This window comes from Pseudomonas sp. LBUM1663 (assembly GCF_059695905.1).
Genome location: NZ_CP166792.1, coordinates 512542 through 539030, shown reverse-complemented (window position 1 = coordinate 539030; position 26489 = coordinate 512542). Strand labels below are relative to the sequence as shown.

Here is a 26489-nt window from a genome sequence, read left to right as displayed (position 1 = left end):
CTCACAGTGCAGTGAAATCGATCGCCTGATACAAATCTGCGCCGATACCGGCAAAACTCAGCATTGCCGGCAGTTGCGCGGCAAAACCCTGGAAACTATGGTCGCCGCCGGCCTGGATGCGCAAGGCACAGGCGCGGTAATACTGCTGGCCGAGGCGATAGTCCAGCGTTTCGTCGCCGGTCTGCAACCACACCTGATACCGCTGCGGATCCCGGGGCGCCGGCACTTCCAGCTCGGCCAGGGCCGTCACATGGTCGTGGGTCAATTCCCAGGCCTCATCGGTATACAGGTTTTTCTGCGTCCCCAGATACCCATCGAACATCCGGTGCGGACTGACGGCAGGGTTGATCAACAGAGCCTTGAGGCCATGGCGCTCGGCCAAGTGAGTCGCATAGTAGCCGCCGAGTGAGCTGCCGACCAGCAGCGGCCGCCCAAGCTCCTCAATCGCCTTGTTCAGCTGACCGATGGCCTCGCGGGGATGGTGATGCAGAGCCGGGACGCGCAATTGATCGCTCAAGCCCAGCCGCTCCATCACTTGCATCAACTGAGTGGCCTTTTTTGACGAAGGCGCGCTGTTGAAACCGTGGATATAAAGGATCGAACCGGACATTTGAGCTCCCTGTGCGTCGGTAAAGAAGGCGGAGTTTACAGGGAGTCGGGGGGATCGGGGATATCCTCGGGATTACAGGCGCAAGAACTGACGCCTTCGCGAGCAGGCTCGCTCCCACAGGGGATGTGTGAACGACGCAGATCCAATGTGGGACCGAGCCTGCTCGCGAAGAACGATGACTCGGTCTAACCGTTATGTCGGATCGACGTTATCCAGCGCCCGATTCACCGCCAGTTCGGCCAGCATGACCAACTGCTGAATCGCCATCGCCGCATGCCGGTCCGGCCCCTGCAGGCGCGCCGCAAAATCGCTGGCCATGACACTCGCCGAAGCCAGTGACTCACAGGAATGGGCCAAAAGGCTTTCCGTGTCCATGTCGGGGACGATCATGTACATCGTGCTAGGTTTGCGGGCGGGGGGATTGGGGGTTGGTTTGAACATGGTAGTACTCCAGAGGAAGAGTGGAGCCACTTGCAAATCACCGCGAAGCAATTTGGGTGGCAGCTGTACGCAGGTTCGCGGACCGATCCTCTGGCAGCTCGGCATACCCGAAGGTATCCCGCGCACAGCCGCCATGACACGAAACGACAGACAACCGAAAGCGCTGTCGTAAGGCGGGGGGCGATTATGCCTGAGAAAACGGACCGCGAAGCCCGATCGCTGAATGTGTCAGCGACAGGCAAAGGCTAGAGAAGCCACGTCTGACGGGCAACCTGAAAACTTCGTGGGAAGGTTCTGAAATTTTTGCTGACCATTAAACAGCGTCGTCAGTGAGGCCGTCTTCGCGAACAGGCTCGCTCCCACAGGGAATCTTGTACATCAGCAAGATATTGGTCAGCTGTCAGGCCGCCATCGCTGGCAGGCCAGCTCCCACAGGGGGATGGGGTACATCTGCAAGAGACTGGTCGGCTGTCAGGCCGCCATCGCTGGCAGGCCAGCTCCCACAATTGGAATGGGTGTATCCGCAAAATGTTGGTCGGCTGTCAGGCCGCCTTCGCGGGCAAGCCTCGCTCCTACAGTGGGGCGGTGCACACCGCACGCTTCTCACCACTCATTAGGCCGAGCGTTAGCTCGCCTGCTTTTGATCTTGATCCACCCGCCCCGTCGGGAGGCTGAGTGGAGGTGTTCATCTGGGGGGTAGGCGCGTAGCGCCGTGCGGCGAAGCCGCACACATCGAGAGGAGGTCGAAGCGAAGCCGACCGGAGGCGATGCCCCCAGATGAATACCGGAACGAAGGTACGCCGAGCCTTAGCGAGGGGCCGGACGTTTGGGGCGAGCGTTTTTTTGCTTACTTTTTTTAGGCGCTTGTAAAAAAAGTGAGTCGCCGTAAGGGCGAAACCGCCAGCCGCCGTTACCGCAGAAATGGATATGCACCCGGTCAACCACAACATGGTCGGCCCGAAGGCCGCCAAGACCACAACCATCAATACCCGTTCGAGCCGTAGTCGACCTGAAAGTCGAACCCGGTGACACGTTCAACACCGGTTTCCAGCTGCCCATCAGGCAAAAGCCGCAACCACCGATACCCCGGCGCCTGCTCCCCGACCTTGAAATCCTCACTCCCAGGCTCAAACTGAATGCACGTCGAAGGCGAAGCAATCAACCGCACACCATTGCGCACCTGATCAATCTCCTGATGCACATGCCCCCACAAAACAGCACGTACCTGCGGAAAGCGATCCAGCACCGCAAACAAAGCCTCAGGATTGCGCAAGCCAATAGGCTCCATCCACGCACAACCAATCGACACCGGATGATGGTGAAAGCACACCAAATGATGCCGTTCAGGCGCCTCACTCAGCGAACGAGCCAGCAACTGCAACTGCTCATCCTGCAAATACCCCGGCACCGACCCCGGCACCGCCGAATCCAGCAAAGTGACCCGCCAGTTACCCACATCCACCACAGGCTCCAGTAAAGCACTTTGCACCGCCGCTTCGGCCATGACCTGCGGCTCATCATGATTGCCGGGAATCCAGCGCGCCGGCGCATCGAGCTGTCGAGTCAGGTCGCGAAACAACTGATAAGACTCCAGCGTCCCGTCCTGAGACAGATCACCACTGGCAACGATCAGATCAATCTGCGGCTGCTGAACGCGCACCAGCTCAATGACCTTTTGCAGGCTGTCACGGGTATTCATGCCCAGCAACGTCCCGTCCGCTTCGGCAAACAAATGACTGTCGGACAGTTGCACCAGCAACGCCGAATCGGCGGTGGTCAAAGTGGATACGCTCGGCAAGGCGTTCTCCCAGGCTGAATCACGGGATCGAATGAGTGCCGCAATTATGCTGGGGGACGATCAAAAGAGGAAACCTGTGAACCTGACACAGTTCACATCTATCGAACGACAGCGTACTCATGCCCACACGCCAGACAATGGCTCAGCCATTCACCCAGAAACATATTCAACTGGGCCTTTTCATCCGGCTGATGCATTGAGGCATTCGGGTAAGGATAGATGCCACGAAAGCGTCGCGCATGTTCGGCGCTGACCACTTCGGCCATGCACGCATCGTGATAGACCTGCACTTCCAGTTGCGGCACCGGCAGCCACGGCAGGCTGTGTTCCTGGCGCACTTGCAGGGTCGTGGTGTATGGGCAGACCTGCAGCACTTCGAGGGCCAGCACGCCGAGCATCTGGTCGCCGTGGGTCACGGCAATGCGCCGCGCCTCGGGTTCGTTGCGCATGTCCGGTAGCAGTCGCATGAGGCGCGCGTAGTTGGCCTCGCAGGAGGCTTGCAGCCCCACGAGGTCCACCCTGTAACGATCGCGCAGCTTGTTTACGACCATAGCCCCCTCACTTCAGCGCGGTTCAAAGCTAACCATTGCAAGGCAATGATGCTGGCCGCGTTGGCAATTCGTCCGTCGCGAACGGCCTGCAGGGCATCTTCGAACGCCCAGACCGTGACGCGGATATCTTCTGCTTCTTCCTCCAGCCCATGCAGGCCGCCGACTCCGGTGCTGTCGCAACGCCCCAGGTACAAATGCACAAATTCGTTGCTGCCGCCCGGCGATGGAAAGTATTTGGTCATCGGCCAAAGCGCCCCGAACACAAGCCCAGCTTCCTCCTGCGCCTCGCGGTGAGCAACTTCTTCCGGTACTTCATCCTTGTCGATCAGACCGGCGACCAGCTCGATCAGCCACGGGTTGTCGGTCTTGCCCATCGCGCCAACGCGAAACTGCTCGATCAGCACCACTTCATCGCGTTGCGGATCGTAGGGCAACACGCACACCGCATCATGGCGAACAAACACTTCACGATTGATCTCGCGACTCATGCCACCGGCAAACAATTCATGACGCAAGTGCACACGATCGAGCTTGTAAAAGCCCTCGTAGCACTTTTCGCGCCGAACGATATCAACGGCGGTCGGAATGGCGTTGGCAAAATCAGTCATGACAATCCTCGTTTACTGCAAATCCATGAAGAGGCTCCAACCTCGACTTCGCGCCATCCTAACGCGCTCGCGCCGTTTGATGCAGCCCCTTTCCCATCAGCGAGATAGACGGTGAGGGCGAAACCAACTCTAATTAGCTTAGTGGCGAACTGACTGCTTCGTTGAGAGTCGAAGCGGATAACTTTTTGCCTTTCCCTGTTTTATGAAGGACGCCCATGTCACTTTTTAAAATCGCCTCCGTGGCCACAATCGCCCTGACCCTGGGCGCCTGCCAGAGTTTGTTTCAACCCAACTACCGGGCACCGCTGGAAACCACTCGCGACGCCACCGAAACGCTGAAACCGGGTTGCACGACACCTGACTGCCCGCTGGTGAACATCGATACGCTGCGCTTCCCCGCCGAGCCTCAGCTGGACGGCATTGTCGAAAAGCGCCTGCTGCAAATGACCCGCACCTCACCCGATGCCTCGGCGGCACCGACGCTGACGGCCTATCGCGATGAGTTTTTGCGCACCGCCGGCCCGCGCTACAGCAGCTACCTGCAAGCCAAAGTACGTGAGCAGCATGACGGCTTGGTGATCGTCGAGTTTTCCAGCTACCTGGACACCGGCGGCGCGCATGGCACCCCGGGCCGCAGCTTCATCAACTATTCGCGCCAGCAGCATAAAGTGCTGACCTTGTCCGACATGTTGGTGCCGGGGCAGGAAGAGGCGTTCTGGAAAGCCGCGCAGGTGGCTCACAACAGCTGGCTGATCAGCACCAAGCTCGATCAGGAACCGGAGTTCCTGAAGGAGTGGCATTTCCAGAAAACCCAGAACGTGGCGCTGACCTACGGCGGGGTGATCCTCAAGTACGAAACCAGCACCATCGCGCCTTACGCGCTGGGTCACGTCGAACTGAAGATCCCCTACCCACGCCTGAACGGCATTCTCAAGCCCGAGCTGTTTCCCGGCCGTAACTGAAGGCCCGGCCCAGCACCAGCTGGAGCAGCCCTGCCAGAATCAACGACGGCAGGGTTGCGCCGACGTCCGGATACAGATTAGCCAGCAAATGATAGGTGCTCACCCCGCCCAACCAGGCGAGCAACGCCGGCCAGCGCAACGCGGCTGATGCGACTTGAGCACTGCGTTTGCGCAGGATGAAGTGATCCACCAGCACCACGCCGAACAGCGGCGCAAACACCGAACCGATCAACAGCAGGAAATTCTGGTACTGGGCCAACGGCGCCAGGCACGCGATCAGCGTGCAGATCACACCGATCGCCAATGCCAGATGTTCGACCTTCAAGCGCAACAGAATCCCGCTGGAAACGGCCGCCGAGTGAATGTCGGCGAAGGCGTTTTCCGACTCGTCCAGCAGAATCAGCAACAGCGGAATCCCCAAGCCAGCACCGGCCAATGCCAACAGCAAGGCATTCACTTCACCGCTCGGCGCGAACGCCAGGGTGTAGGCGACGCCGAGGCTCATCAGCCAGAAGTTGCCGATAAAGAAGCCAATCGCTGTACCGCCGAACACGTTTTTCGCGCGTTTGCCGAAGCGTGAGTAGTCGGCAATCAGCGGCAGCCACGACAGCGGCATCGCAATTGCAATGTCGAAGCCCACGGCGAATGGCATCGAACCGTCACCGGCCTGTACCCACAATGCTGCCAGATCGGCTTTGGCGAACAGGTTCCAGGTCAGCCAGATGCACGCGGCCAGCAGCAGCCAGATACCCCACTTACGCAGGATCTGACGGACAAAAGTCAGCGGACCGCTGACGGCCAGCAAGGTCGCCAAACCACCAAAAAATACAGTCCAGAGCAGCGGGTTCGACAGCAGGCTGCCTTCGCTGAACGCCCGCGCACACAGCAAGCTGGCGGCGTCGCGCATCACGATGATTTCGAACGAACCCCAACCGATCAGCTGCAGCAGGTTCAGCACGGCCGGCAGGCTCGCGCCGCGTTTGCCGAGACTGAGTTTGAGCGCGGCCATCGACGACAGGCCGGTGTCGCTGCCGATCACGCCGACAGCGGCCAGCAGCAGAACGCCGACCAGTGTGCCGAGAAAAATCGCCAGCAACGAGCCGGACAGGCCAAGGCCTGGCGCGAGCAAGGCGCCGGTCTGCAGCACCATCAGGCCGATGCCGAGGGAGAACCACAGGGAAAACAGATCGCGACCGCCGAAGACACGTTTGTCGATTGGCACCGCGATGTCGGGGGAATAAGTGCTGGGTTGAATGCTCAAGGGTGTTATCTCAGAGGGACATTTTTTGTTGTGTTGATCGCTATCGCCAGCAGGCTGGCTCCCACAGGGGACTTGTGAACACCACAAATCCAGTGTGGGAGCCAGCCTGCTGGCGATGGGGCCTCTGCAGGCCCTACCCTTTCAGGTCAGATCAAACCTTCTTGTACAGCTGACTGCCTTCCTGCTTGAACCGCTCAGCCTGGTCCGCCAATCCCTGGGCGACTTCGGCGTCGATGGTTTCGATCCGTTGGTTGGCCGCGTATTCGCGGACTTCCTGAGTGATCTTCATCGAACAGAACTTCGGCCCGCACATCGAACAGAAATGCGCGACCTTGGCCGAATCCTTCGGCAGGGTCTCATCGTGATACGAACGGGCGGTGTCGGGATCAAGGCCCAGGTTGAACTGGTCTTCCCAACGGAATTCGAATCGCGCCTTGCTCAAGGCATTGTCACGGATCTGCGCGCCCGGATGCCCTTTGGCCAGATCGGCGGCATGTGCGGCGATCTTGTAGGTGATGATCCCGGTCTTCACGTCATCCTTGTTCGGCAGGCCCAAGTGTTCCTTCGGCGTGACGTAGCACAGCATCGCGCAACCGAACCAGCCGATCATCGCCGCACCGATACCCGAGGTAATGTGGTCGTAGCCCGGTGCGATGTCAGTGGTCAGCGGACCGAGGGTGTAGAACGGCGCCTCGTCGCAGCACTCGAGCTGCTTGTCCATGTTTTCCTTGATCAACTGCATCGGCACGTGGCCCGGGCCTTCGATCATGCATTGCACGTCGTGCTTCCAGGCGATCTTGGTCAGCTCGCCGAGGGTTTCCAGCTCACCGAATTGCGCGGCGTCGTTGGCGTCGGCAATCGAGCCCGGACGCAGGCCATCGCCCAGCGAGAAGCTGACGTCGTAGGCCTTCATGATTTCGCAGATGTCTTCGAAATGGGTGTAGAGGAAGTTCTCTTTGTGGTGCGCCAGGCACCACTTGGCCATGATCGAACCACCACGGGACACGATGCCGGTGACGCGTTTGGCAGTCAGCGGCACGTAGCGCAGCAACACACCGGCGTGGATGGTGAAGTAATCGACGCCCTGCTCGGCCTGTTCGATCAGCGTGTCGCGGAACAGCTCCCAGGTCAGGTCTTCAGCGGCGCCGCCGACTTTTTCCAGGGCCTGATAAATCGGTACGGTACCGATCGGCACCGGCGAGTTGCGGATGATCCACTCGCGGGTTTCGTGAATGTGCTTGCCGGTGGACAAGTCCATGACCGTGTCCGAACCCCAGCGAATGCCCCAGGTCAGTTTCGCCACTTCTTCTTCGATGGACGAACCCAGTGCGCTGTTACCGATGTTGCCGTTGATCTTCACCAGGAAGTTACGGCCGATGATCATCGGTTCCAGTTCGGTGTGGTTGATGTTGGCCGGGATGATCGCGCGACCACGGGCGATCTCGTCACGGACAAATTCGGGGGTGATGATTTTCGGCACGCTGGCGCCGAAGCTGTGACCGGCGTGTTGCTGGTCCAGCAGCCCGGCAGCGCGAGCCACTTCAAGCTTCATGTTTTCGCGGATGGCGACGTATTCCATCTCGGCGGTGATGATGCCTTGGCGGGCGTAGTGCATCTGGCTGACGTTGGCCCCGGCCTTGGCGCGGCGCGGGTTGTTGACGTGGGCGAAACGCAGCTTGGTCAGTTCGGCGTCGGCGAGGCGTTCCTGGCCGAAGTTCGAGCTCAGGCCGGGCAGGCGCTCGGTGTCGCCACGGGATTCGATCCACGGCGAACGCACATCGGCCAGGCCTTTGCGCACGTCGATGATGACGTTGGGGTCGGTGTACGGGCCCGAGGTGTCGTACACAACCACGGGCGCGTTGATCTCGCCGCCGAAGTCGGTCGGGGTCACATCCAGGCTGATTTCGCGCATCGGCACGAGGATGTCCGGACGAGAGCCCTGAACATAGATTTTTTGCGAGCGGGTAAACGGCTGAACCGATTGTTGATCGACTTGGGCCGAGTCACTCAGGTTCGTAGTGTTTTTTAGTTTTATCGTCATCACGGGCTCTCCAGACAGCATCCAGGCAGTGGAATTTTGTCGGAGCGAACCTGTAACGAATGGACGCGACCAATCAGCCATAACGAAGCCGTTGGTGCTGTGCTCAGTGCTCGAGGGGTGTTCGATTGTCGAACAACATCCCGGACGAAGCACAAGAGGACTCGCCGGGTGACGAGAAATCTTGTTCCCTACGCAGGCGCTAACCTGATCAGGTTCAACGGGATCCGAAATTATTCGATCTCAGCCTCATAGCAAGGCACCCCGACAAGAACCCGGCCAGTCTAGACACAACTGGCAAAGAACGCCAACACCGCTGTAAACACCATGATGAATGGCGCAATTACAGGATTGTTGCCATCGTTGCGCCCCACTACACTCGCTACGCCGTGCCGCGCCTTGACGCTGTATGGGCCGCGCCGTAGCCTTGGCGCTCAAATTATCAGCGTAATTTTCTAGGGATCGTCAAATGCTGCGCAAACTCTCACTGGCCTTTGCCGTGTCTTGTGCGTCCAATGGAATGGCATGGGCAGCAGAAGCGCCCTTATCGACAAAAACCGATCTGGTCAGCGTCTACCAGGAAGCAGTGGACAACAACGCCGACCTGGCTGCCGCCCGCGCTCAATATGGCGCCCAGAAAGAAGTCGTGCCCCAGGCCCGCGCCGGGCTGCTGCCAAACCTGTCGGGCGGCGCAGAACTGAACAACGTGCGCACCTCGATCGATCAGCCTGCAACCACGATCAACCGCAATGCGCATTCGTATCAGGCCACTCTGGCGCAGCCGCTGTTCCGAGCTGATCGCTGGTTCCAGTTCCAGGCTGCCAAAGACGTCAACGAGCAGGCCGCGCTGCAACTCTCGGCCACCGAACAGAACCTGATCCTGCAGACCGCTGAAAACTACTTCAACGTGCTGCGCACCCAGGACAACCTGGCCTCGACCAAGGCCGAGGAAGCGGCATTCAAACGCCAGCTCGACCAGTCCAACGAGCGCTTCGATGTCGGCCTGTCGGACAAGACCGACGTGCTGCAATCGCAAGCCAGTTACGACACCGCACGGGCCAACCGGATAGTTGCGCAGCGCCAGGTGGATGACGCTTTCGAAGCGCTGATCACCCTGACCAATCGTCAGTACAACTCGATCCAGGGCATCGTCCACACACTGCCGATCCTGCCGCCAGCACCGAATGATGCCAAGGCCTGGGTCGACACCGCCGCCAGACAGAACCTGAATTTGCTGGCCAGCAACTACGCCGTCAGTGCCGCCGAAGAAACCCTCAAGCAGCGCAAGGCCGGTCATGCGCCGACCCTGGATGCCGTGGCGAAGTACCAGAAAGGTGACAACGACGCCCTGGGGTTCAGCAACCCGACCATCTCCGGCCCGGCTTATAAAGGCAACGTCGACCAAACGTCCGTGGGATTGCAACTGAACATCCCGATCTACAGTGGCGGCCTGATCAATTCCCAGGTGCGCCAATCGTATGCGCAACTGGACCAGTCCGAGCAGCAACGTGAATCCCTGCGTCGCCAAATCGTGGAAAGCACCCGCAACCTGCACCGGGCGGTGAACACCGACGTCGAGCAGGTGCAGGCGCGCAAGCAGTCGATCATCTCCAACCAGAGCGCGGTGGAAGCGACTGAAATCGGTTATCAGGTCGGCACGCGAAACATCGTCGACGTGCTGGATGCCCAGCGTCAGCTGTACACCTCGGTGCGCGACTACAACAACACCCGCTACGATTACATCCTCGACAACCTGCGCTTGAAGCAGGCCGCCGGGACGTTGAACCCGGGGGATTTGCAGGACCTGGCGCGCTATCTCAAGGCCGACTACAACCCGGACAAGGACTTCCTGCCACCGGACCTGGCCAAGGCTGCGGCGGCGCAGTTGAAGGCAAATCCAACTCAATAAAAAGCAAAAGCTTCGCGAGCAAGCCCGCTCCTACATTGGATCTCCTGTGAACACAAAACTTGTGCGCGACAGAGATCAAATGTGGGAGCGGGCTTGCTCGCGAATGCAGACGACGCGGTCTAACGATCGATCAACCGCCCCAACCCATCCAGCAACCGCTGCAACGCGCCCTGATTGGTGCGCATCACTTTCAACCCCGCCTCCGCCATCCGCTGCGCATCGCTCGGCAATTCGAACAGCCGCTGCACCGCCAGCGCCAGGCCTTCGGCATCCTCCACCTCCTGCAACGCCCCGGCGCTGCGCAATTGCGCGGCGATTTCGAGGAAGTTGAACAGGTGCGGGCCGCTCAGCACCGGTTTGGCCAGCGCCGCCGGTTCCAGCAGGTTATGCCCGCCGTTCGGCACCAGGCTGCCGCCGACAAACGCGCTGTCCGCCAAGGCATAAAGAAACAACAACTCACCCATGGTGTCGCCCAGCAACACCGACGTATTCGCCGTGACCGGCTCGCCGGAGGCACGACGCACCGTGGCGAAACCCTGCTGCTGGCACAACTCGAACACCGGGTTGAAACGCTCTGGATGACGCGGCACCAGAATCAGCAACGTATCGGGATGATTGGCCAGCAACTGACGATGGGCCGCCAGCACCACTTCGTCTTCACCTTCGTGAGTACTCGCGGCGATCCACACCGGGCGTTCCTGCGCCTGCCATTGCGCGCGCAATTCGGTGGCGCGCAGAAGCAATTGCGGATCGATGGTCAGGTCAAACTTGATCGAGCCGGTCACTTCGACGGTGTCCGCACGCGCACCCAGGTTACGGAAACGCTGAGCCTCGGCTTCGGTCTGCACCGCGAACAGGCTCATTTCCGCCAGCATCGGCTGGGTGAGTTTTCGGAAGCGGCCATAGCCTCTGGCCGAACGCTCGGACAATCGCGCATTGGCCAACGCCACCGGAATCCCGCGTTTGGCGCACTGATGGATGTGGTTCGGCCAGAGTTCGGTTTCCATGATTACCGCCAGTTTCGGCTGGACCCGATCGAGAAACCGTGCCGCCGCGCATGGCAAGTCGTAAGGCAAATAGCAGTGCTGGATGCGCGGCTCGCTGGCAAACAGGGCATGGATGCGCTCCGAACCGGTCGGGGTCATGCAGGTCACGGTAATTGGCAGCAGTGGGTAACGTTGCAGCAGGGCGCGAATCATCGGCGCTGCGGCAATGCTCTCGCCCACCGACACCGCGTGCACCCAGATGCCGCCCGGCTTCATCGTCGGCAGGCCGAGGGAGAAGCGTTCGCCAATGCGCTTGGCATACGCCGGCGCCTTGCGCGAACGCAGCCACAGCCGAATAGCTACCAATGGCAGCCCCAGGTAAAACAGCGCGGTGTAGAGAGTTCTATTCATGGCGGCGGAGTTTATCGGTTTTTTCACCGATCGCCTGCAAGTGCACGGCAAAACGTTCTGCCAGCCAACGAGCCGCCGGGCCGAGGGGCTCGTCGCGGCGCCAGACCAGTTCCACAACCAGCGCTGGCGGGGTCCATTCGCTGTCCAGTTCGACCATCAGGTCCTGATACGCCGGGTACTGCACCACGTGTCGCGGCAGCCAGGCCCAACCGAGGCCGCGCACCAGCCATTCGGCCATCACGTAAAAGCTGTCGGCCCGCCAGACCTGCGGGCTGGCCGGCTCGCTGCCGGGATAGACGCTGGACTGCGTGGACATCAGCAACTGGCGGTGCTGCGCCAGTTGCTGACAATCAACCTGCGCTTGTTTCGCCAATGGGTGGCCGACGCCGCACACGGTGAGCATCTCAACGCTGCCGAGCACTCGACGCTCAAGCGCCTCGGGGATCTGGTCGTGATAAAACAGCAGCCCGAGGTCGGCCCGACGCTCGACCAGTTTGCGCGCCACATCACCTTGAGCGGCACTGGTCAGCTGCACTTCAAGGCTGGGAAATTTGTCGGCCAGGGCTGCAAAGCTTTCGATGATCGGCTGATAGGGCATCGCCTCATCCTGAGCCACCCGCAAACGCGCTTCCTGACCGCGCATCATCGCCAGCGCCCGGCCGTTCAGGCGTTCGCACTGACGCAGGACTTCCCGCGCCTCTTCCAGCAAGGCATTGCCGGCCTCGGTGAGTTTCGGCTGACGGCCGCTGCTGCGGTCGAACAGGCTGACGCCGAGGTCTTCCTCCAGCAGCGCAATCGAACTGCTGACCGCCGACTGCGCCTTGCGCTGATCCCGTGCTACGGCAGAAAACGAACGCTGCTCCGCTACGCTGACAAACAAGCGCAGCTGCTCCAGATTCCATTGCATGCTCATGAGGCTACCCATCTCCAGAACAGATAGGTAATGACTTTACCGCATCTGGAGAATCTCTAGAATGCCGAACTCAGACAGCAACACTTCACACGAGGATGCACCTATGACCGCTTACTACTACCTGGCCATTGCCATCTGCGCCGAAGTGATCGCGACCGTTTCAATGAAAGCCGTCAAAGGCTTCAGCACCCCACTGCCGCTGACTCTTGTGATTGTCGGTTACGGCATTGCCTTCTGGATGCTGACCTTGGTGGTGCGCAGCGTTCCGGTGGGCGTCGCTTATGCGGTGTGGGCCGGCATGGGAATCGTGATGGTCAGCGTCGCGGCGCTGTTTATCTACGGGCAGAAACTGGATGTGCCGGCGATTCTCGGAATGGCGCTCATCGTGCTGGGCGTCGTCGTCATCCAGCTTTTCTCCAAAACCGCCGGGCACTGACTGAATACAACAAGCCTGTGGCGAGGGAGCTTGCTCCCGCTCGACTGCGAAGCGGTCGTAAAACCCGAGTGTCAGACAGACCTCGGATTCAGGTTTTGGGGCGGCTTCGCCACCCAGCGGGAGCAAGCTCCCTCGCCACCGTAATCTCCATTGCCCAATAGACATTGATCCCCAACAAATCCCCTCTTCTTCGAGTCTGTATACTGCGCCCTCGTCTTGAACACTGAGGTCGCTGCATGCCATCCGTTATTTCCACCGACGTTCTGATTGTCGGCGCTGGTGTCGCCGGCCTCTGGCTGAATGCACGCCTGCGCCGCCAGGGTTTTTCGACCGTGCTGGTGGAAAGCGCCAGCCTCGGCGGCGGACAGAGTGTGAAGTCCCAGGGCATCATCCACGGTGGCGCCAAGTACGCGCTGCATGGCGCCCTGACCGGCGCCTCGGAAGCCATCGCCGACATGCCGCGCCGCTGGCGTGAAGCCTTGGCCGGCGACGGCGAGCTGGATCTGTCCGGCGTGCGCTTGCTCTCCGAAGCCCATTACCTCTGGTCCCCGGGCACCCTCGCCGGCAACCTCACCAGTTTCTTCGCCAGCAAAGCGGTGCGCGGCCGTGTCGACCAGGTCAAGGGCGACCAACTGCCGCCGGCCCTGCAGGACAAGCGCTTCAAGGGCAAGGTTTACCGATTGGCAGAACTGGTGATCGACGTGCCGAGCCTGATCCAGCGCCTGGCTGATCTGGCCGGTGATGGCCTGCTCGCCGGTCAGAAGATCGAACCGTTGCTGGAAGGCGGCGTGCTGGTGGGCCTGAAGGTCGACGGGCGCGAGATCCGCGCCCAGCGCATCGTGCTCAGCGCCGGTGCCGGCACAGCGGCGTTGCTCGAATCCCTGGGGCTGAGCCAGCCCGCGATGCAACGCCGGCCGTTGCACATGATCATCGCCAAAGGCCCAAGCCTCAAACCGCTGTACGCCCACTGCCTGGGCGGCGGCACCAAACCGCGCCTGACCGTGACCACCCATCCTGCTGCCGATGGCCAATGGGTCTGGTACATGGGCGGCGACATTGCTGAAGCCGAAGGGGTCGCCCGCGAACCCGCCGAGCAAATTGCCACCGCTCAGAAAGAACTCGGCCAGTTGCTGCCATGGATCGACCTGAGCACCGCGCAATGGGCCACCTTGCGTGTGGATCGCGCCGAACCGCTGCAATCTGGGCTGACGCGTCCGGACAATGCCTTCCTTGCCGAAGAAGGCCGGCTGCTGGTTGGTTGGCCGACCAAACTGGCGCTGGCACCGGACTTCGCCGACCGGGTCATCGCGTCTTTGCAGCGTGACGGCATCCAGCCAAGCCACCCGGCGCCGCTGCCCGACCTGCCAAAACCACCGATTTGCGTTCCAGCCTGGGAGCAACTGCTGCCATGAGCGTAAAGACCCTGCACGACCTGCATCGCCCCTTGGGCAGCACCGGCCTGCTGGTTTCACCGCTGGGCCTGGGCACCGTCAAACTGGGCCGCGATCAGGGCGTGAAATACCCCAACGGCTTCCAGATTCCCGGCGATGACGAAGCACGCATGCTGCTCAAACTCGCCCGCGACATGGGCATCAACCTGATCGACACCGCCCCGGCTTATGGTCGCAGCGAAGAGCGCCTCGGCCCGCTGTTGCGCGGCCAACGTCAGGAGTGGGTGATTGTCAGCAAGGTCGGCGAAGAGTTTGCCGACGGCCAATCGAGCCACGACTTCAGCGCCGCCCACACCCGACGTTCAGTGGAGCGCAGCCTGCAACGCCTGGAAACGGATGTTATCGATCTGGTGCTGGTGCACTCCGACGGCAACGACCTGGCGATTCTCAATGACAGCGAGGTCTACGCGACCCTCGCCGCGCTCAAGGCCGAAGGAAAGATTCGCGGCTTCGGTTTTTCCGGCAAAACCGTCGAAGGGGGTTTGAAGGCTCTGGAACAGGGTGATTGCGCCATGGTCACCTACAATCTGAACGAACAGAACGAGAAGCCAGTCATTGACTATGCTGCTGCTCACGGCAAAGCCATTCTGGTCAAAAAAGCCCTCGCCAGCGGCCACGTCTGCCTGAGTCCGGGCGTGGACCCGGTGCGCGCCAGCTTCGAGTTGTTGTTTGAACATCCGGGTGTTGCCAGTGCTATTGTCGGGACCATCAATCCGCTGCACCTCGCCCACAACGTCGCGACCGTTGCCCAGGTCCTACGTAGAAACTGATGCCGCGCACGCGGCCTTAAGCAGGAGCCGACATGCCGCGCACGCTCATAAGAAAGAACCCGAGCAACTTCAAGACCCTGCCGTTGTACGTCGAAGCGACTCCCGAAGGCTTGAGCTATCAGAGCGTCGGGATGCCGCTCAATTTCTCCCAGACACTGCAACGTCGCCGTCCGGTGACGGTGCCCGATACTGAGCGCTTCGCGCTGGAACTGGCCAATCTGGGGGTCTCGGTACGCCTGACCCTGCATTGGCAGAATCGCGATTACTGGGTCTTGGTGCGTCAGCGCCGGCAAGACCGTGGCGACGTGGTGCTCAAGTTGATCTCCGGTTACGTGCCGGCCCACGAGTTGAACCTGCCGCTGCATACGGCGATCCAGGAGATCGCCGAAGAGTGTCTGCTGGAAACCCCGGAAGGCTGGCTCGGCGGACGTTTCAATGACACCTGGCTGCCGGCGCCCTACTCCTCTGCGCTGCATTATCGCGAGGCGTTGCCCTTTCGCCTGACGCCGTTGTCCGGCTCGGCGCGGCCCGTGCGTTGCGCCAAGATGCAGTTGATCGAACGTCCACGGGCTTACGTGCACTTGCCGACGGCCTCGTTGCAATTGATCTATGACTTGCGCCTGGACGTACCCAAGGAAGCCAAATCCCTGAGCCTGTTCCATGTCGACGAGCGGCTGGAAGGCGATCAACTGGTAGCCCGGCTCGATCGCAAACGCCCCGATTTGTATTTGATGCCACTGCAGGACGGTCAGCCGCTGGCTGAGCTGTATACCTTGAAAAAGGATCAGCTGTACCCGGCGAGTACGCGCGGGCTTTACCTGGCAGAGAGTTTTGCCCAGCAGGAAGGCTGGCTGGTGCGCGATGAGCGGATTCGCTGGAAGGATTGGGTGCGGCAGCAGGGGTTGAGTTTGCCGGGGAAGGATTCCGGTTTAGCGCGGTTGCGTGGGAAGGCGAAGCAATTGCTGAAGAAAATCGTGCCACGTAAGGCAGTGCGATAGGAACAAGAGGGTTTGTGTGGCGAGGGAGCTTGCTCCCGCTCGGCTACGCAGTAGCCGCACTGGCTAACGAGTGTTCCCTGAAATCACGCGGTGTATGGTTTTGGGGCCGCTTCGCAGCCCAGCGGGAGCAAGCGCCCTTGCCACAGTGACCGCGTCGTTTTCAGTTATTGCGGATTTTTTCGACTATTGCGGTGGTCGAGCTGTTTGCCACCAGCCCCAGCACTTTCACGGTTCCGCCGTAAGCGGTCACGATGTCGGCACCGACCACCTGGTCGATCCCGTAATCTCCGCCCTTGACCAACACGTCCGGCTTGACCTCGCGCAGCAGGTTTTCCGGGGTGCCTTCAGGGAAGCTGATCACCCAATCCACGGCGCCCAGACCGGCCAGTACGGCCATGCGACGGTCGACGCTGTTGATCGGACGACCCGGCCCTTTCAGGCGGCTGACCGAGGCATCGTCGTTGACCGCAACGATCAGACGATCGCCTTGGGCGCGTGCCTGCTCGAGGTAGGTCACGTGGCCGGCGTGCAGGATGTCGAAGCAGCCGTTGGTGAAAACGATTCTCTCTTTATGCGCACGCGCATCGTCGACCGCCAGCAGCAACTGCTCAAGGCCCAGCACACCGCGCTCGGAACCTTCTTCGCGCTGGATGGCACGACGCAGTTCCGGGGCACTGATCGCCGCCGTACCGAGTTTGCCGACGACGATGCCCGCCGCCAGGTTGGCCAGAGCCACCGCGTGGGGCAGCTCTTCGCCCGCGGCAATCGCAGCCGCCAGCGTGGAAATCACCGTGTCGCCGGCACCGGTCACGTCGAACACTTCACGCGCACGGGCCGGCAGGTGCAGCGCCGGATGATCCGGGCGCAGCAAGGTCATGCCGTGCTCGCCACGGGTCACCAGCAACGCACCGAGGTCCAGGTCGTGCATCAACTGCGCGCCCTTGCTCACCAGCTCGTGCTCATCGGCGCAGCCGCCGACGATGGTTTCGAATTCGCTGAGGTTCGGCGTGATCAGGCTCGCGCCACGGTAGATCGAGAAATCCTTGCCCTTGGGATCGGCCAGCACCGGAATGCCACGGGCACGGGCGGCCTGGATCAGCACCTGATGGTTTTTCAGCGCGCCTTTGCCGTAGTCGGACAGCACCAGCACCTTGATGCCGTCGAGCAACTCGTCGACTTGCTCGCCCAGCGCCAGGGCGTCGGTGGCGAAGGGCTCTTCGAAGTCGATACGCAGCAATTGCTGGTGACGGCTCATGACCCGCAGCTTGACGATGGTCGGCTGGTGCGCGATGCGCTGGAACAACGCCCGCACGCCCGCGCCCTTGAGGCTATTGGCCAGGCTATCGGCAGCTTCGTCATCGCCGGTCACACCGACCAGCGAGGCTGGTGCGCCGAGGGCGGCAATGTTCAACGCAACGTTGGCGGCACCGCCCGGGCGGTCCTCGATTTGCTCGACCTTGACTACCGGTACCGGCGCCTCAGGGGAAATCCGTGAGGTACCACCATGCCAGTAACGGTCGAGCATGACATCGCCGACCACCAAGACAGGGGCTTGATCGAATCGCGGCATGGACAACTTCATGGAGCAACCCACATACAAAATGAACAGGGCCGCGATATTACCACAGGGTTGGCGTGGGCTTGTGCGGCGGCTGCAATGGGATGATTCAACAGGGGTTTTTACTCATTTATTGATCCATAAACCCGATAACCGATGGGAGGTATCCGCCATCGACAGCGTCCGCGTGTCAATCTCGCATTCAGCACGCAGCGGTGCCTCATAGGGACTGTCGATGCCGATGAAATCCTTGATCCGTCCTTCCCTTCCCCCCCTGGTACAAGCCCTTTGGGTCACGTTGCGCGCAAACTGACATCGGTCGCTCTGCATTCATAACCAAGCATCTCGTAATCGCGCCGGTACACCGGCCGCACCAGCCGATGGGCAGGAGCCGAGCAGAAATCACCGGCGAGCATCGGGCAACGCGGCTGCGAGCCGCTGAGGTGGGGCAGCACCATCGAGTGACCCAACTGCTCGCAGACCATCCAAAATCTGCCACATTGCAGTACCCGTGCGAAGAGGATGGCCCCCCTCGATTCAAGTCAGAGGTTCGCTCAGGAACCTTAACAAGTGCGGTGCGGAGTTTTATTCACGTTTGATCAAGAAAGGTAAAGACCTGGATATAAATCACCGGGCGCGTTGCACGTCGGGTGAACGAGAGGGTGAGCCGGGCTCACCCTCTCGTCTGTGTCAGGCGATGTTTTCAGCCGGCGTGTCCAGGCCCATGGCGTGCAAGCGCGAGTAATAGCCTCCTTGCGCCAGCAGCTGAGCATGGGTGCCACGCTCGACGATTTCGCCGTGATCCATGACCAGGATCATGTCAGCCTTCTCGATCGTCGACAGACGGTGCGCGATCACCAAGGTAGTGCGGCCTTTCATGACTTTATCCAACGCGGCTTGAATGTGCCGCTCGGACTCCGTATCCAATGCCGACGTCGCTTCGTCGAGAATCAGCAGTGGTGCGTTTTTCAGCAACGCCCGGGCGATTGCCAGACGCTGGCGCTGACCACCGGAAAGCAGCACACCGTTCTCCCCGACTTCAGTGTCCAGGCCTTGCGGCAGCTGGGCAATGAAGTCCATCGCATAGGCGTCTTCAGCGGCCTTCTCGATATCCGCACGCGGTGCGCCAGCCAGATCACCGTAGGCGATGTTGTTGGCCACAGTGTCGTTGAACAATGTGACGTGTTGCGTCACCTGGGCAACATGACGACGCAGGTTGCGCAGGCGATAGTCTTCGATTTCAACGTCATCGAGCAGGATCTCACCGGTTTCGTGGTGATAGAAACGCGGAATCAGGCTGGCCAAGGTTGACTTCCCGCTGCCGGAGCGTCCCACCAACGCGATCATCTGCCCCGGTGCTGCGGTGAAACTGATATTTTTCAGGACTTCACGGTCGGTTCCAGGGTAGGTGAAGCTCAGATTGCGTACATCCAGACGGCCACTGACTCGCTCTTGCTCGACGGTACCCAAATCGATTTCCGGCTCGACATCCAGCTGCTCGAAAATGCTTTCGGCACCGGCCACACCTTTTTGAATCGTCGAGCTGACTTCCGACAATTGGCGAATCGGCTTGGGTAGCAGACCGGCAGCGGTGATGTAGGCCACCAGGTCACCGGCGGTCGCATCACCGCGCAGAAACAGCACCAGGAACATCAGCACGGCCATGGCGGAGTAGATCACCAGTTGCAACATCGGCGTGTAGACCGCGCCGGTCTTGGTCATGCGCAGCTGTTTGTCGGTGTTGCTCTGGCTGGCCTCGGCGAAACGCTGCTGCTCGTAGCTCTCGCCACCGAAACTGCGTACCACGCGATAACCCTGGATGGTCTCGGACGCAACGTGAGTAACGTCGCCCATCGCAACCTGGATCTTCTTGCTCTGCTTGCGAAATTTCTTGCTGGTATTGCCGACCATGAGCGCGATCAGCGGCAGGATCGCCAACATCACCAAGGTCAGCTTCCAGTTCATCCACAGCAGATAGGCGAACAGGAAGACCACGGTCAGACCTTCGCGAATCACCACCTTGATGGCATCCGTGGCAGCACCGGTGACCATGGTCACGTTGAAAGTGATACGCGAGATCAGATGCCCGGAGTTGTGGGTATCAAAATAGCGGTTGGGCAGCACCAGCAGCTTGTTGAACAGCTCGACACGCAGGTCATGCACCAGACCCAACGAAACCTTCGCAAGATAGTAGTTGCCGAGAAATGACCCCAGGCCTTGCCACGCGGCGATCAGGATGATCAGCAACGGCACAGCCATCAGCAACTGCAAGTCTTGCAAATAGGGCACATTAGGAAAGAGCACCGCTTCAGGGTTGCTCAGGCCATCGACGAAATATTTGAGAATCCCGGCCAGCATGGGCTGGGTGGAGGCAAAAATCACGAAGCCCACGATACTCAGCAGGAAAAGGCCAACATAGGGTTTTACATACCCCAACAGCCGAAAATAGATTTTCAGGCTGGAATCCTGTCCCGCTTTGGGCGGTGCGTCACTCATCGTAGAGCTCACTGGTTAGGAAGAACGCGAAATTTTATCACAAGCGTCGGTTTTGACCCGCGCCCATACCAAAACACTGGCCAGGCCAATGGGCAACCAACTGATGAACCACTCGGCTCTTGGCGTTCCGGTCAGGTTGGCCGCGTCGAACTGCATGGCCAGGAACGAGAATAACCAGACACCGATGACACCTTGTCCGTATATCGTTTCCCGGGCTTTCCAGGCCTCCCGCAGTACTGCAAGCCACACCGCGCACCACAATAGCAGGCCCGGCAGACCCAGTTCGATAGCCACATGGGTGAACAGGTTATGGGCGTGGTCGAAGTACTGACCGTCGGCGATCACCTTGTAGTTGCCGCCAAGGCCCAGGCCGGTCCATGGGTGTTCGGAGATCATTTGCAGGCTGACCATGAGGATCTGGGGGCGATAGGAAACACCGCGCGCCATGACCAAAGGCTCGAGAAACCAGAAAGCCAGCATCGCCAATGTCAGCGCCGATACCGCGACGATGCGGCTGCGTCGATCACGGCACCAGATCGGCATGGCGAGGCAAGAGAGCAACAACGCCAAGGCGGCACCACGACTCTGGCTAAGCACCACAAACATACCAAGCAACGCCAGTGCAACCGCCCAGACAACCCTCATCCAGCGGGTCTGCGGCACCCAGTGGACCAGCCACACGGCTGCCAATCCAATGACGTAGCCACCCAAAATCGGGTGAGACAACTGGCCCAAACCTTCAATTCGCCCGTACCAGGCATTGCCGTTGACCCAATAGAACTTGATGATGGCCAGTAGCGCAGACAGCGCCAACCCGATGCCGCCCCATTGCATGACGCGAATCACTCGCTCGGGTCGGGCATCGGCAAACACCGGGAAGAACAGCAGGAATACTGCGATGTACAGCAAACGCTTGGCGCCGCGAGTCGGGTCCGGGTCGATCGTCCACAAGAGACTGATCAGCGACCAGACCAGCAGGCCGAGCATTGGCAGGTAGACCCAGCGCTGCTCATACAGGAGCTCCCGGAGCCGAGCACGCGCCGGCCAGGCGAATACCATGGCCGGCAACCAGAGCAGTGCAACCAGCCCCTGTTGATAAATTTTGTTGGTAGGCGCAAAAGCGATGGCCAGCAGAAACCACAACAGCCCCATCATCATCCATACCTGCGCCCAACGAGTTGCTTGCATCAAATTACTCCTGAGATAGTTCTCCCACCCATCCCGGCATGGTTAAAACTGAAACTTTTCGGCATCATTGCCCGCCACAGTGCCCCGCTATTTCAACAAGGCTTCCTACGATGCAATGCTCCCGGCTTCCGCAAGCCGCTTTAAATCAAATGATTGAAGGCGCCAGAGTACTGGAGACCGACAGCTTCGGTCCGAAAGTCTACCTGTTGCAGGATGGGAATATCCTCAAACTGTTTCGTCGCAAGCGTATTTTTTCTTCCGCGTTGTTCCGCCCGTATTCAAAACGCTTCATCGACAATGCCGTCGAACTGCAAAAGCTTGGCGTGCCGACCTTTCAGGTCCTGCAGTTCTATCGACTGCAAGCCCCAGGCATGACGGCTGTGCTTTACCAGCCTCTGCCGGGTGAAACCCTGCGCCAGATCGCCAGCAAGGACGGTTTCAACTGGCAACAGTCCTTACCTGCTCTGGTCGGGCTGATCCGCAGTCTTCACGCATCGGGTATCTATTTTCGTTCACTGCACTTGGGCAACATCGTGGTCACACCGGACAACCGGATGGGCCTGATCGATGTGGCGGACATGCGCTTTTTGCGAGGACCGCTGCCCAAGTATCTGATCAGGCGCAACCTGCAGCACTTCGCCCGCTATATTGACCGAGAGAAGCTGAACGACAGCTTTCCAATGCAGGCGCTGGAGCAGGCTTTACTGCCGTCATGAGAGCAATGTGCGGGCGGTCTGACTGAAATCCCGCCAGGCCTGGTCGGGCGCAAGTGCCTGATATTGATCCGCAGCAATTTTCCCGGGGGAGACGCTGAGCGCTCGCTCGATGGCATCGCTCCAGGCGCTCACATCATCTACTGGGGCATACCAGCCTGCGTCTGCCAACTGCTCGCGAAACACTGCCAGTTCGCTGGACAGTACCGGAACACCCGCCATCACAGCTTCTTGCATGATCAGGCCCAGGCCTTCGTCCAGCGAAGGGATCGCAACCCAGTCGAACGCACTGTAAAGCCGCGCGGCGTCGTTCAGATGGCCCGGCAATGAGACGCTGGCGCGTAACCCCAGGTTATCAATACGGGCTTGCAGCGCTGCTCGGGTCGAACCTTCGCCAATAATCACCAGTCGCAGATCGGGCCGATGCTGCAACACCTTGGCAAAGGCATCGAGCAGGCAGGCAAAACCCTTTTCCTCCACCAGTCGTCCCACCGCACCGAGTACCGGCGTGTCGTCCTGGGGTAATCCCAGCCGGACCCGGGCTTCCCCCCGAGGGAGCACTGCAGCGCGGAAGGCGACAGGGTCGAACGCACTGCGCAAGGTCATGATCGGCATTTGAAGGTCGCGGGCCAGCAAGGCTGCCAGAGTGTTCGACACCGCGGCCAATGTCAGCCGGGAAGCCGGGAACTGCTGAAAGAGCGCTCGATCAGCGGCATGAAGTCGTGAAGATCCATGAAAAATCACCACGGCTCGCAGATGCGGCAGGGTTTTGAGTATGGGCAGCAGCGTTCGCGCTACGCCCAGACCATCAAGCAGCAGTACACGGGCATCACTGTCTTTGAGGGCCTTGTGAAAATTAGCCCGCGTCCAGGGCTTCATCAGCCGCCAGAAATGTCGCCCTTTCAAGCGGGCAGAGGACAGCCCCCACTCCCGAACGTCTCCGACATTGACCCCGCATACTGACGCGCGCCCCTGAAGTAACCAGGTCTTGACCGACGCGGCGGGGTCGGCCTGAGACAGTATCTGCTGATGAACCTTGTGAATCGAGGCGAACGGAGAGCCGCCTGCCCACATGACGTTAAGAATACTCATAGGGCAAGAAGCCAATGCACGGTTCTCAGGATATAAGCTGCGGTGCACTTAATTGATGAACCAGCCAATGCCGACTCCCAGCAATAGAAACAATGCGGACTTTACGTGTTCGCGTCGACTGCGGCGCGCCTTGCGCTGACGCTCAACTGGCGTCTGTACGTGAACGCCAAAGCCAGTATGAAGAACAGCATCCCCTTCAAGCGTCACTGCCGTTAAATACAGCTGCGCGTAACGTTGTGACAGCGCCTTCTCCCCACCATGCGCGGCAAAGGGAGCGCACAGCCGATATTCCTTGATGCGGCGCAGCCCGGGGTTCAGCGAGAAACTCTGCCACTCTGGCTTGTCGGAGATCAATGGATAGCAAGGCACCCCAGCGATAACCTCACGCGCCCCCAGATGAATGTAGGGACTGTGAACACGCAGATCATAAATATAGTTGCGTAGCCACACCTGAAGGATTTGCGGGCGCAACTCAAGTATGGTCATGGAATCTTCCACAAACCCAGAGCGATAGAATTCCCAATCATCTTCGCAATGAAAGATGTACGGCGTCGTGACGTGCTCGTATGCCAGATCGATCGACGCCAACTGGCCCAGCTTCGGCTGATTGACGAACACCGTGCAGTGATCCTTCCAATGTGCAGGAATGACCGCGTGCACCCCTTCATCACCCGCATCTTCAGTGATGAACACTTCGCGAATGGGGGCGGTGTTAAACCGATCAAAACTCTGGAGAGTAGCCTTGAGCAGATCCAGGCGGCCACAGCTGGTGACTACCAATGTGATGTTACTTTCTTCGGAAAACAGCACCTGATTCTCGATAAAGTCGAAGTATCAGCAATATCAATGGCTGAACAGTTCTTGTCAAACACCCAGTTTCAGGCGCACTTTTTCCAGCAGGCTTAACGGCGCTCGAGGGCGCAATACCGGTTCGAGTTCCTCGACGATACGCTGGCCGATACGCGCAAAGCTGAACTGGCTGACCGCCAGTTCGCGGCCATTGTGGGCGATACGCTGCGCCAGCTCAGGGTCGGCCCGCAGCTTGGCAAGCTTTTCCTGTAGCTGAGGGATGTCCTGATAGAACACGACATTGTGCATGTCCTGCAAACCCAGCGCGCGGCTTTCCGCCGCGCCCTGATCATAGGCCAGCAACACACAGCCACACGCCATGGCCTCGAAATTCTTGATCATGAACTCGCCCATACCGACATCGGCGCTGACGAAGAAGCGAATACGGTTGAGCGTGTCGCAGTACTCTTCACCGGACTTGGTACGCGTCACCACCAGGGATTCAACGCGCCCCAACTCATCGAGCAAAGCCTTGCGGCCACTGTAAGCGACGCTGTTGGTACTGCCGACAAACGCCAGTTCGATATCGCGCTCGCGGCCCTGGTCCTGCAACAGCGTCTGGTCGTATCCCTTGGGAACGAACACCGCGTCGAACCCCTCCCCGCGCAGACGTTCGGCGACCACGAAACCGGAACTGATCACCCGTACCCAAGGCATGCGGCGGTAATGCGCACTGAACTTGCCGGTGTACTTGCAAGGAATGTAATTCTGGTAAGCGTCGTGCTCAAGAATCACAAGATTGGGGATCGTACGGATAAACCCGGCCTGACGGATTTCCTGCTTGAAGCGCAGGAAGAACACAATCCGGTCATACCGTGACACGTCGACTTCACGCCGGAAGTAGCCGCGCAAGTTGCGTTGATCCTCACTGCTGAGCCACCGCAAGTCGCACTCGCAATGAGCAGCCACACCCTCGTACAAGCGGTCCAGAATGGCCCGCTGATCTTTCTGTACCAGAAATAGAATCTTCATCGTCTTCCTTGCCGCACCAGGCAAACTGAGCCAAACCTGAAGCCAACCCTGTCCAGAGGCAGAGTCACTTACTTACAAACGCCAGAACAGTTCATGGCGACGCACAGCCTTGCGAAAAAATTCGTTTTCACCGTAGGGTGAGCCGGAGCGCCCCGCCAACAGACGCTGCAACACGCGGCGCAAACGCCGTTTGAACGGTGCCCGGGGCTGCAAGTCGTGCATCATTCCCAACGCCATGGCCTTGTCACGCTGCTGCGCCGCAGAAAGCACAAGGCAATAGGGAACCAGCAGGCTGGTCGAATCGAAAGCCGGGGGAAGCGCCGTACCGGTTCCCGAGTCGCCCATCGGCCAGCGGTCGTTATCGTGCAGATGATTGGCGTAGCCGAGCAACGTGGTCGGCTGCCATTCAAGGCCTTTCAAGGCTTCGAGAACCGCTTGCTGGGCGCAGAGATGATCGGGGTGCGGATCCAGCGTCGGGTGCGGCAGCACGATCACTTCTGGGCGTGCGCGCAACAACAGTTCACGCAGATCGGCCAGCAGGTTGTTCCAGGTCGGTGCGCCATCGATGTCGCCCGGCAGGGCAAACGGATTCAACTGGCGATACACGCGGGTGTCGCTCAACTCGGCCTCACGGGAACCCATCGGCTGCGCTGGCGCGGCTTGCATCGCCGCCAGTTGCAGGCAGAAATAACCCAGCTGCACGCAATGCGCTTCAGGCACACCCGCCCAACGCGGCACCGCGATGCTGTCCCAGGCGCGCAAACGGCCCTTGAGGCGCGCCGCCTCGACCTTGTTCAGGCCCAGCTGTTGATAGTGTTCGGCTTCGATTTCACCGGCAGTGAGGGTGACGATCCAGGCTTCATCGGCCTGGCTGTACAAACCATAGGCGGCCAATTCAGCGTCGTCGGCGTGGGGCGCGATCACCATCACCCGCTGGCGGCGATAATCCGGTTGCTCCAGCGCCCACAGCACCGGCTCACCGAGCAAGCGGCAGAAGCGTCCGTGCAGGCGCAACTCGCCCCGCGACAGCACTCGCGCCTGACCGCTGAGGTTCAGATAACGCAGGCCATTCACACCGCGTTCAAAGGTTTGTCGGTCCGGGTTGTCGCCTCCCAGCAACTCGACCATCGGGTCGATAAAGCGCCCCAGCCACGTGCTTTTTACCCGCAACGCCAACACCAGCGTTGCATCGTCGACCAGCATCACACCTTCGTCCAGGCGCAGACGCTCACCGTCCAGATGCACCTTGGGCTGTGGGGTGTAGGGCGGGAAGCTGTAGTGGTAATCGTCTTTCGGCGAATAAAACAAATGGTCGGCGAACCATGCCTCGTGGGCAATCCAGCCCAGCACCGCGAGCACCAGCGGCAACCACCACGCCACCAGCACGCCGATGGCAATCAACAGCACCAGCGCGATCAACAGGCCGATCCGTTTGTTGCGCCGATGGCGCTTGAGCAGTTGCTGTTTGCGGCTCATGG

At 60.0% G+C, this 26489-nt stretch carries 23 protein-coding genes, 1 pseudogene and 1 riboswitch; of the genes and pseudogenes, 7 read left to right on the top strand and 17 right to left on the bottom strand.

Annotation, left to right across the window (positions count from 1 at the left end):
• Position 1 precedes the first annotated feature (1 nt).
• The 5 genes and pseudogenes from ACA075_RS02425 to ACA075_RS02405 form a co-directional block, all read right to left on the bottom strand.
• A complete protein-coding gene (locus ACA075_RS02425) occupies positions 2-610 on the bottom strand; it encodes a YqiA/YcfP family alpha/beta fold hydrolase (RefSeq protein WP_497297142.1) in 609 nt (202 codons plus the stop codon).
• Positions 611-802: 192 nt separating this feature from the next.
• A pseudogene (locus tag ACA075_RS02420) lies at positions 803-1021 on the bottom strand (DUF6124 family protein); the annotation flags it as partial.
• A 1012-nt stretch (positions 1022-2033) separates the two neighbouring features.
• Positions 2034-2849 (bottom strand): 3',5'-cyclic-AMP phosphodiesterase, encoded by an 816-nt coding sequence (gene cpdA / locus ACA075_RS02415; protein ID WP_497297140.1) that lies wholly within the window; start codon positions 2847-2849, stop codon positions 2034-2036.
• Between the two features lie 98 nt (positions 2850-2947).
• Entirely contained in the window at positions 2948-3400 is a 453-nt protein-coding gene (locus tag ACA075_RS02410) for a DUF1249 domain-containing protein (RefSeq protein WP_008153350.1), read from the bottom strand.
• Entirely contained in the window at positions 3391-4008 is a 618-nt protein-coding gene (locus ACA075_RS02405; protein WP_131058782.1) for an NUDIX domain-containing protein, read from the bottom strand. Before ACA075_RS02405 ends, ACA075_RS02410 begins: the two co-directional genes overlap by 10 nt.
• Before the next feature lie 215 nt (positions 4009-4223).
• On the opposite strand from ACA075_RS02405, the gene ACA075_RS02400 reads away from it, so the two are divergent.
• Positions 4224-4970, top strand: a complete 747-nt coding sequence (locus ACA075_RS02400; RefSeq protein WP_497297139.1) for an RsiV family protein — start codon at positions 4224-4226, stop codon at positions 4968-4970.
• Here ACA075_RS02400 and cytX read toward each other — a convergent pair.
• A complete protein-coding gene (gene cytX / locus ACA075_RS02395; RefSeq protein WP_497297138.1) occupies positions 4939-6231 on the bottom strand; it encodes a putative hydroxymethylpyrimidine transporter CytX in 1293 nt (430 codons plus the stop codon). The two genes, ACA075_RS02400 and cytX, sit on opposite strands and share 32 nt — an antisense overlap.
• A gap of 151 nt (positions 6232-6382) precedes the next feature.
• Positions 6383-8272 (bottom strand): phosphomethylpyrimidine synthase ThiC, encoded by a 1890-nt coding sequence (thiC, locus tag ACA075_RS02390; protein WP_497297137.1) that lies wholly within the window; start codon positions 8270-8272, stop codon positions 6383-6385.
• 168 nt (positions 8273-8440) lie between these two features.
• Positions 8441-8546, bottom strand: a riboswitch (TPP riboswitch).
• Positions 8547-8738: 192 nt separating this feature from the next.
• Between thiC and ACA075_RS02385 the strand changes: the two genes are divergently transcribed.
• A complete protein-coding gene (locus ACA075_RS02385) occupies positions 8739-10178 on the top strand; it encodes a TolC family outer membrane protein (protein WP_497297136.1) in 1440 nt (479 codons plus the stop codon).
• A 119-nt stretch (positions 10179-10297) separates the two neighbouring features.
• On the opposite strand, the gene waaA is transcribed toward ACA075_RS02385, so the two are convergent.
• Positions 10298-11575 carry a lipid IV(A) 3-deoxy-D-manno-octulosonic acid transferase gene (gene waaA, locus ACA075_RS02380; protein WP_497297135.1) on the bottom strand — a complete coding sequence of 426 codons (1278 nt, stop codon included), beginning with the start codon at positions 11573-11575 and terminating at the stop codon, positions 10298-10300.
• Positions 11568-12488 carry a LysR family transcriptional regulator gene (locus ACA075_RS02375; RefSeq protein ID WP_497297134.1) on the bottom strand — a complete coding sequence of 307 codons (921 nt, stop codon included), beginning with the start codon at positions 12486-12488 and terminating at the stop codon, positions 11568-11570. Before ACA075_RS02375 ends, waaA begins: the two co-directional genes overlap by 8 nt.
• Before the next feature lie 103 nt (positions 12489-12591).
• Between ACA075_RS02375 and ACA075_RS02370 the strand changes: the two genes are divergently transcribed.
• From ACA075_RS02370 to ACA075_RS02355, 4 genes are all read left to right on the top strand, one after another.
• Positions 12592-12924, top strand: a complete 333-nt coding sequence (locus ACA075_RS02370) for a DMT family transporter (RefSeq protein WP_497297133.1) — start codon at positions 12592-12594, stop codon at positions 12922-12924.
• A 236-nt stretch (positions 12925-13160) separates the two neighbouring features.
• The gene (locus tag ACA075_RS02365; protein WP_497297132.1) at positions 13161-14336 is read left to right on the top strand and encodes an NAD(P)/FAD-dependent oxidoreductase; all 1176 of its coding nucleotides are present in this window, start codon (positions 13161-13163) and stop codon (positions 14334-14336) included.
• Positions 14333-15145, top strand: coding sequence for an aldo/keto reductase (locus ACA075_RS02360; RefSeq protein ID WP_497297131.1), 813 nt, complete (start codon positions 14333-14335; stop codon positions 15143-15145). The genes ACA075_RS02365 and ACA075_RS02360 overlap by 4 nt, the downstream gene beginning before the upstream one ends.
• Before the next feature lie 32 nt (positions 15146-15177).
• On the top strand, positions 15178-16143 hold the full coding sequence (locus ACA075_RS02355) for a metal ABC transporter ATPase (protein ID WP_497297130.1): 966 nt from the start codon (positions 15178-15180) through the stop codon (positions 16141-16143).
• A gap of 160 nt (positions 16144-16303) precedes the next feature.
• On the opposite strand, the gene hldE is transcribed toward ACA075_RS02355, so the two are convergent.
• From hldE to ACA075_RS02335, 4 genes are all read right to left on the bottom strand, one after another.
• Positions 16304-17725 carry a bifunctional D-glycero-beta-D-manno-heptose-7-phosphate kinase/D-glycero-beta-D-manno-heptose 1-phosphate adenylyltransferase HldE gene (gene hldE, locus ACA075_RS02350; RefSeq protein WP_497297129.1) on the bottom strand — a complete coding sequence of 474 codons (1422 nt, stop codon included), beginning with the start codon at positions 17723-17725 and terminating at the stop codon, positions 16304-16306.
• Between the two features lie 102 nt (positions 17726-17827).
• Positions 17828-18031: an adenylyl-sulfate kinase gene (locus tag ACA075_RS02345; RefSeq protein WP_497297128.1), complete on the bottom strand. Its 204-nt coding sequence runs from the start codon at positions 18029-18031 to the stop codon at positions 17828-17830.
• Between the two features lie 360 nt (positions 18032-18391).
• Positions 18392-20197: a lipid A export permease/ATP-binding protein MsbA gene (msbA, locus tag ACA075_RS02340; protein ID WP_497297127.1), complete on the bottom strand. Its 1806-nt coding sequence runs from the start codon at positions 20195-20197 to the stop codon at positions 18392-18394.
• A gap of 15 nt (positions 20198-20212) precedes the next feature.
• On the bottom strand, positions 20213-21385 hold the full coding sequence (locus tag ACA075_RS02335) for an O-antigen ligase family protein (RefSeq protein WP_497297126.1): 1173 nt from the start codon (positions 21383-21385) through the stop codon (positions 20213-20215).
• A gap of 110 nt (positions 21386-21495) precedes the next feature.
• Between ACA075_RS02335 and ACA075_RS02330 the strand changes: the two genes are divergently transcribed.
• Positions 21496-22101 carry a BUD32 family EKC/KEOPS complex subunit gene (locus ACA075_RS02330; RefSeq protein ID WP_497299190.1) on the top strand — a complete coding sequence of 202 codons (606 nt, stop codon included), beginning with the start codon at positions 21496-21498 and terminating at the stop codon, positions 22099-22101.
• On the opposite strand, the gene ACA075_RS02325 is transcribed toward ACA075_RS02330, so the two are convergent.
• From ACA075_RS02325 to ACA075_RS02310, 4 genes are all read right to left on the bottom strand, one after another.
• On the bottom strand, positions 22096-23190 hold the full coding sequence (locus tag ACA075_RS02325; protein ID WP_497299189.1) for a glycosyltransferase: 1095 nt from the start codon (positions 23188-23190) through the stop codon (positions 22096-22098). The genes ACA075_RS02330 and ACA075_RS02325 overlap by 6 nt on opposite strands.
• Before the next feature lie 48 nt (positions 23191-23238).
• On the bottom strand, positions 23239-24000 hold the full coding sequence (locus ACA075_RS02320; protein ID WP_497297124.1) for a glycosyltransferase family 2 protein: 762 nt from the start codon (positions 23998-24000) through the stop codon (positions 23239-23241).
• Positions 24001-24054: 54 nt separating this feature from the next.
• A complete protein-coding gene (locus ACA075_RS02315) occupies positions 24055-25011 on the bottom strand; it encodes a glycosyltransferase family protein (protein ID WP_219093529.1) in 957 nt (318 codons plus the stop codon).
• A gap of 72 nt (positions 25012-25083) precedes the next feature.
• A complete protein-coding gene (locus ACA075_RS02310) occupies positions 25084-26487 on the bottom strand; it encodes a PIG-L family deacetylase (protein WP_497297123.1) in 1404 nt (467 codons plus the stop codon).
• Between the last annotated feature and the right edge of the window lie 2 nt (positions 26488-26489).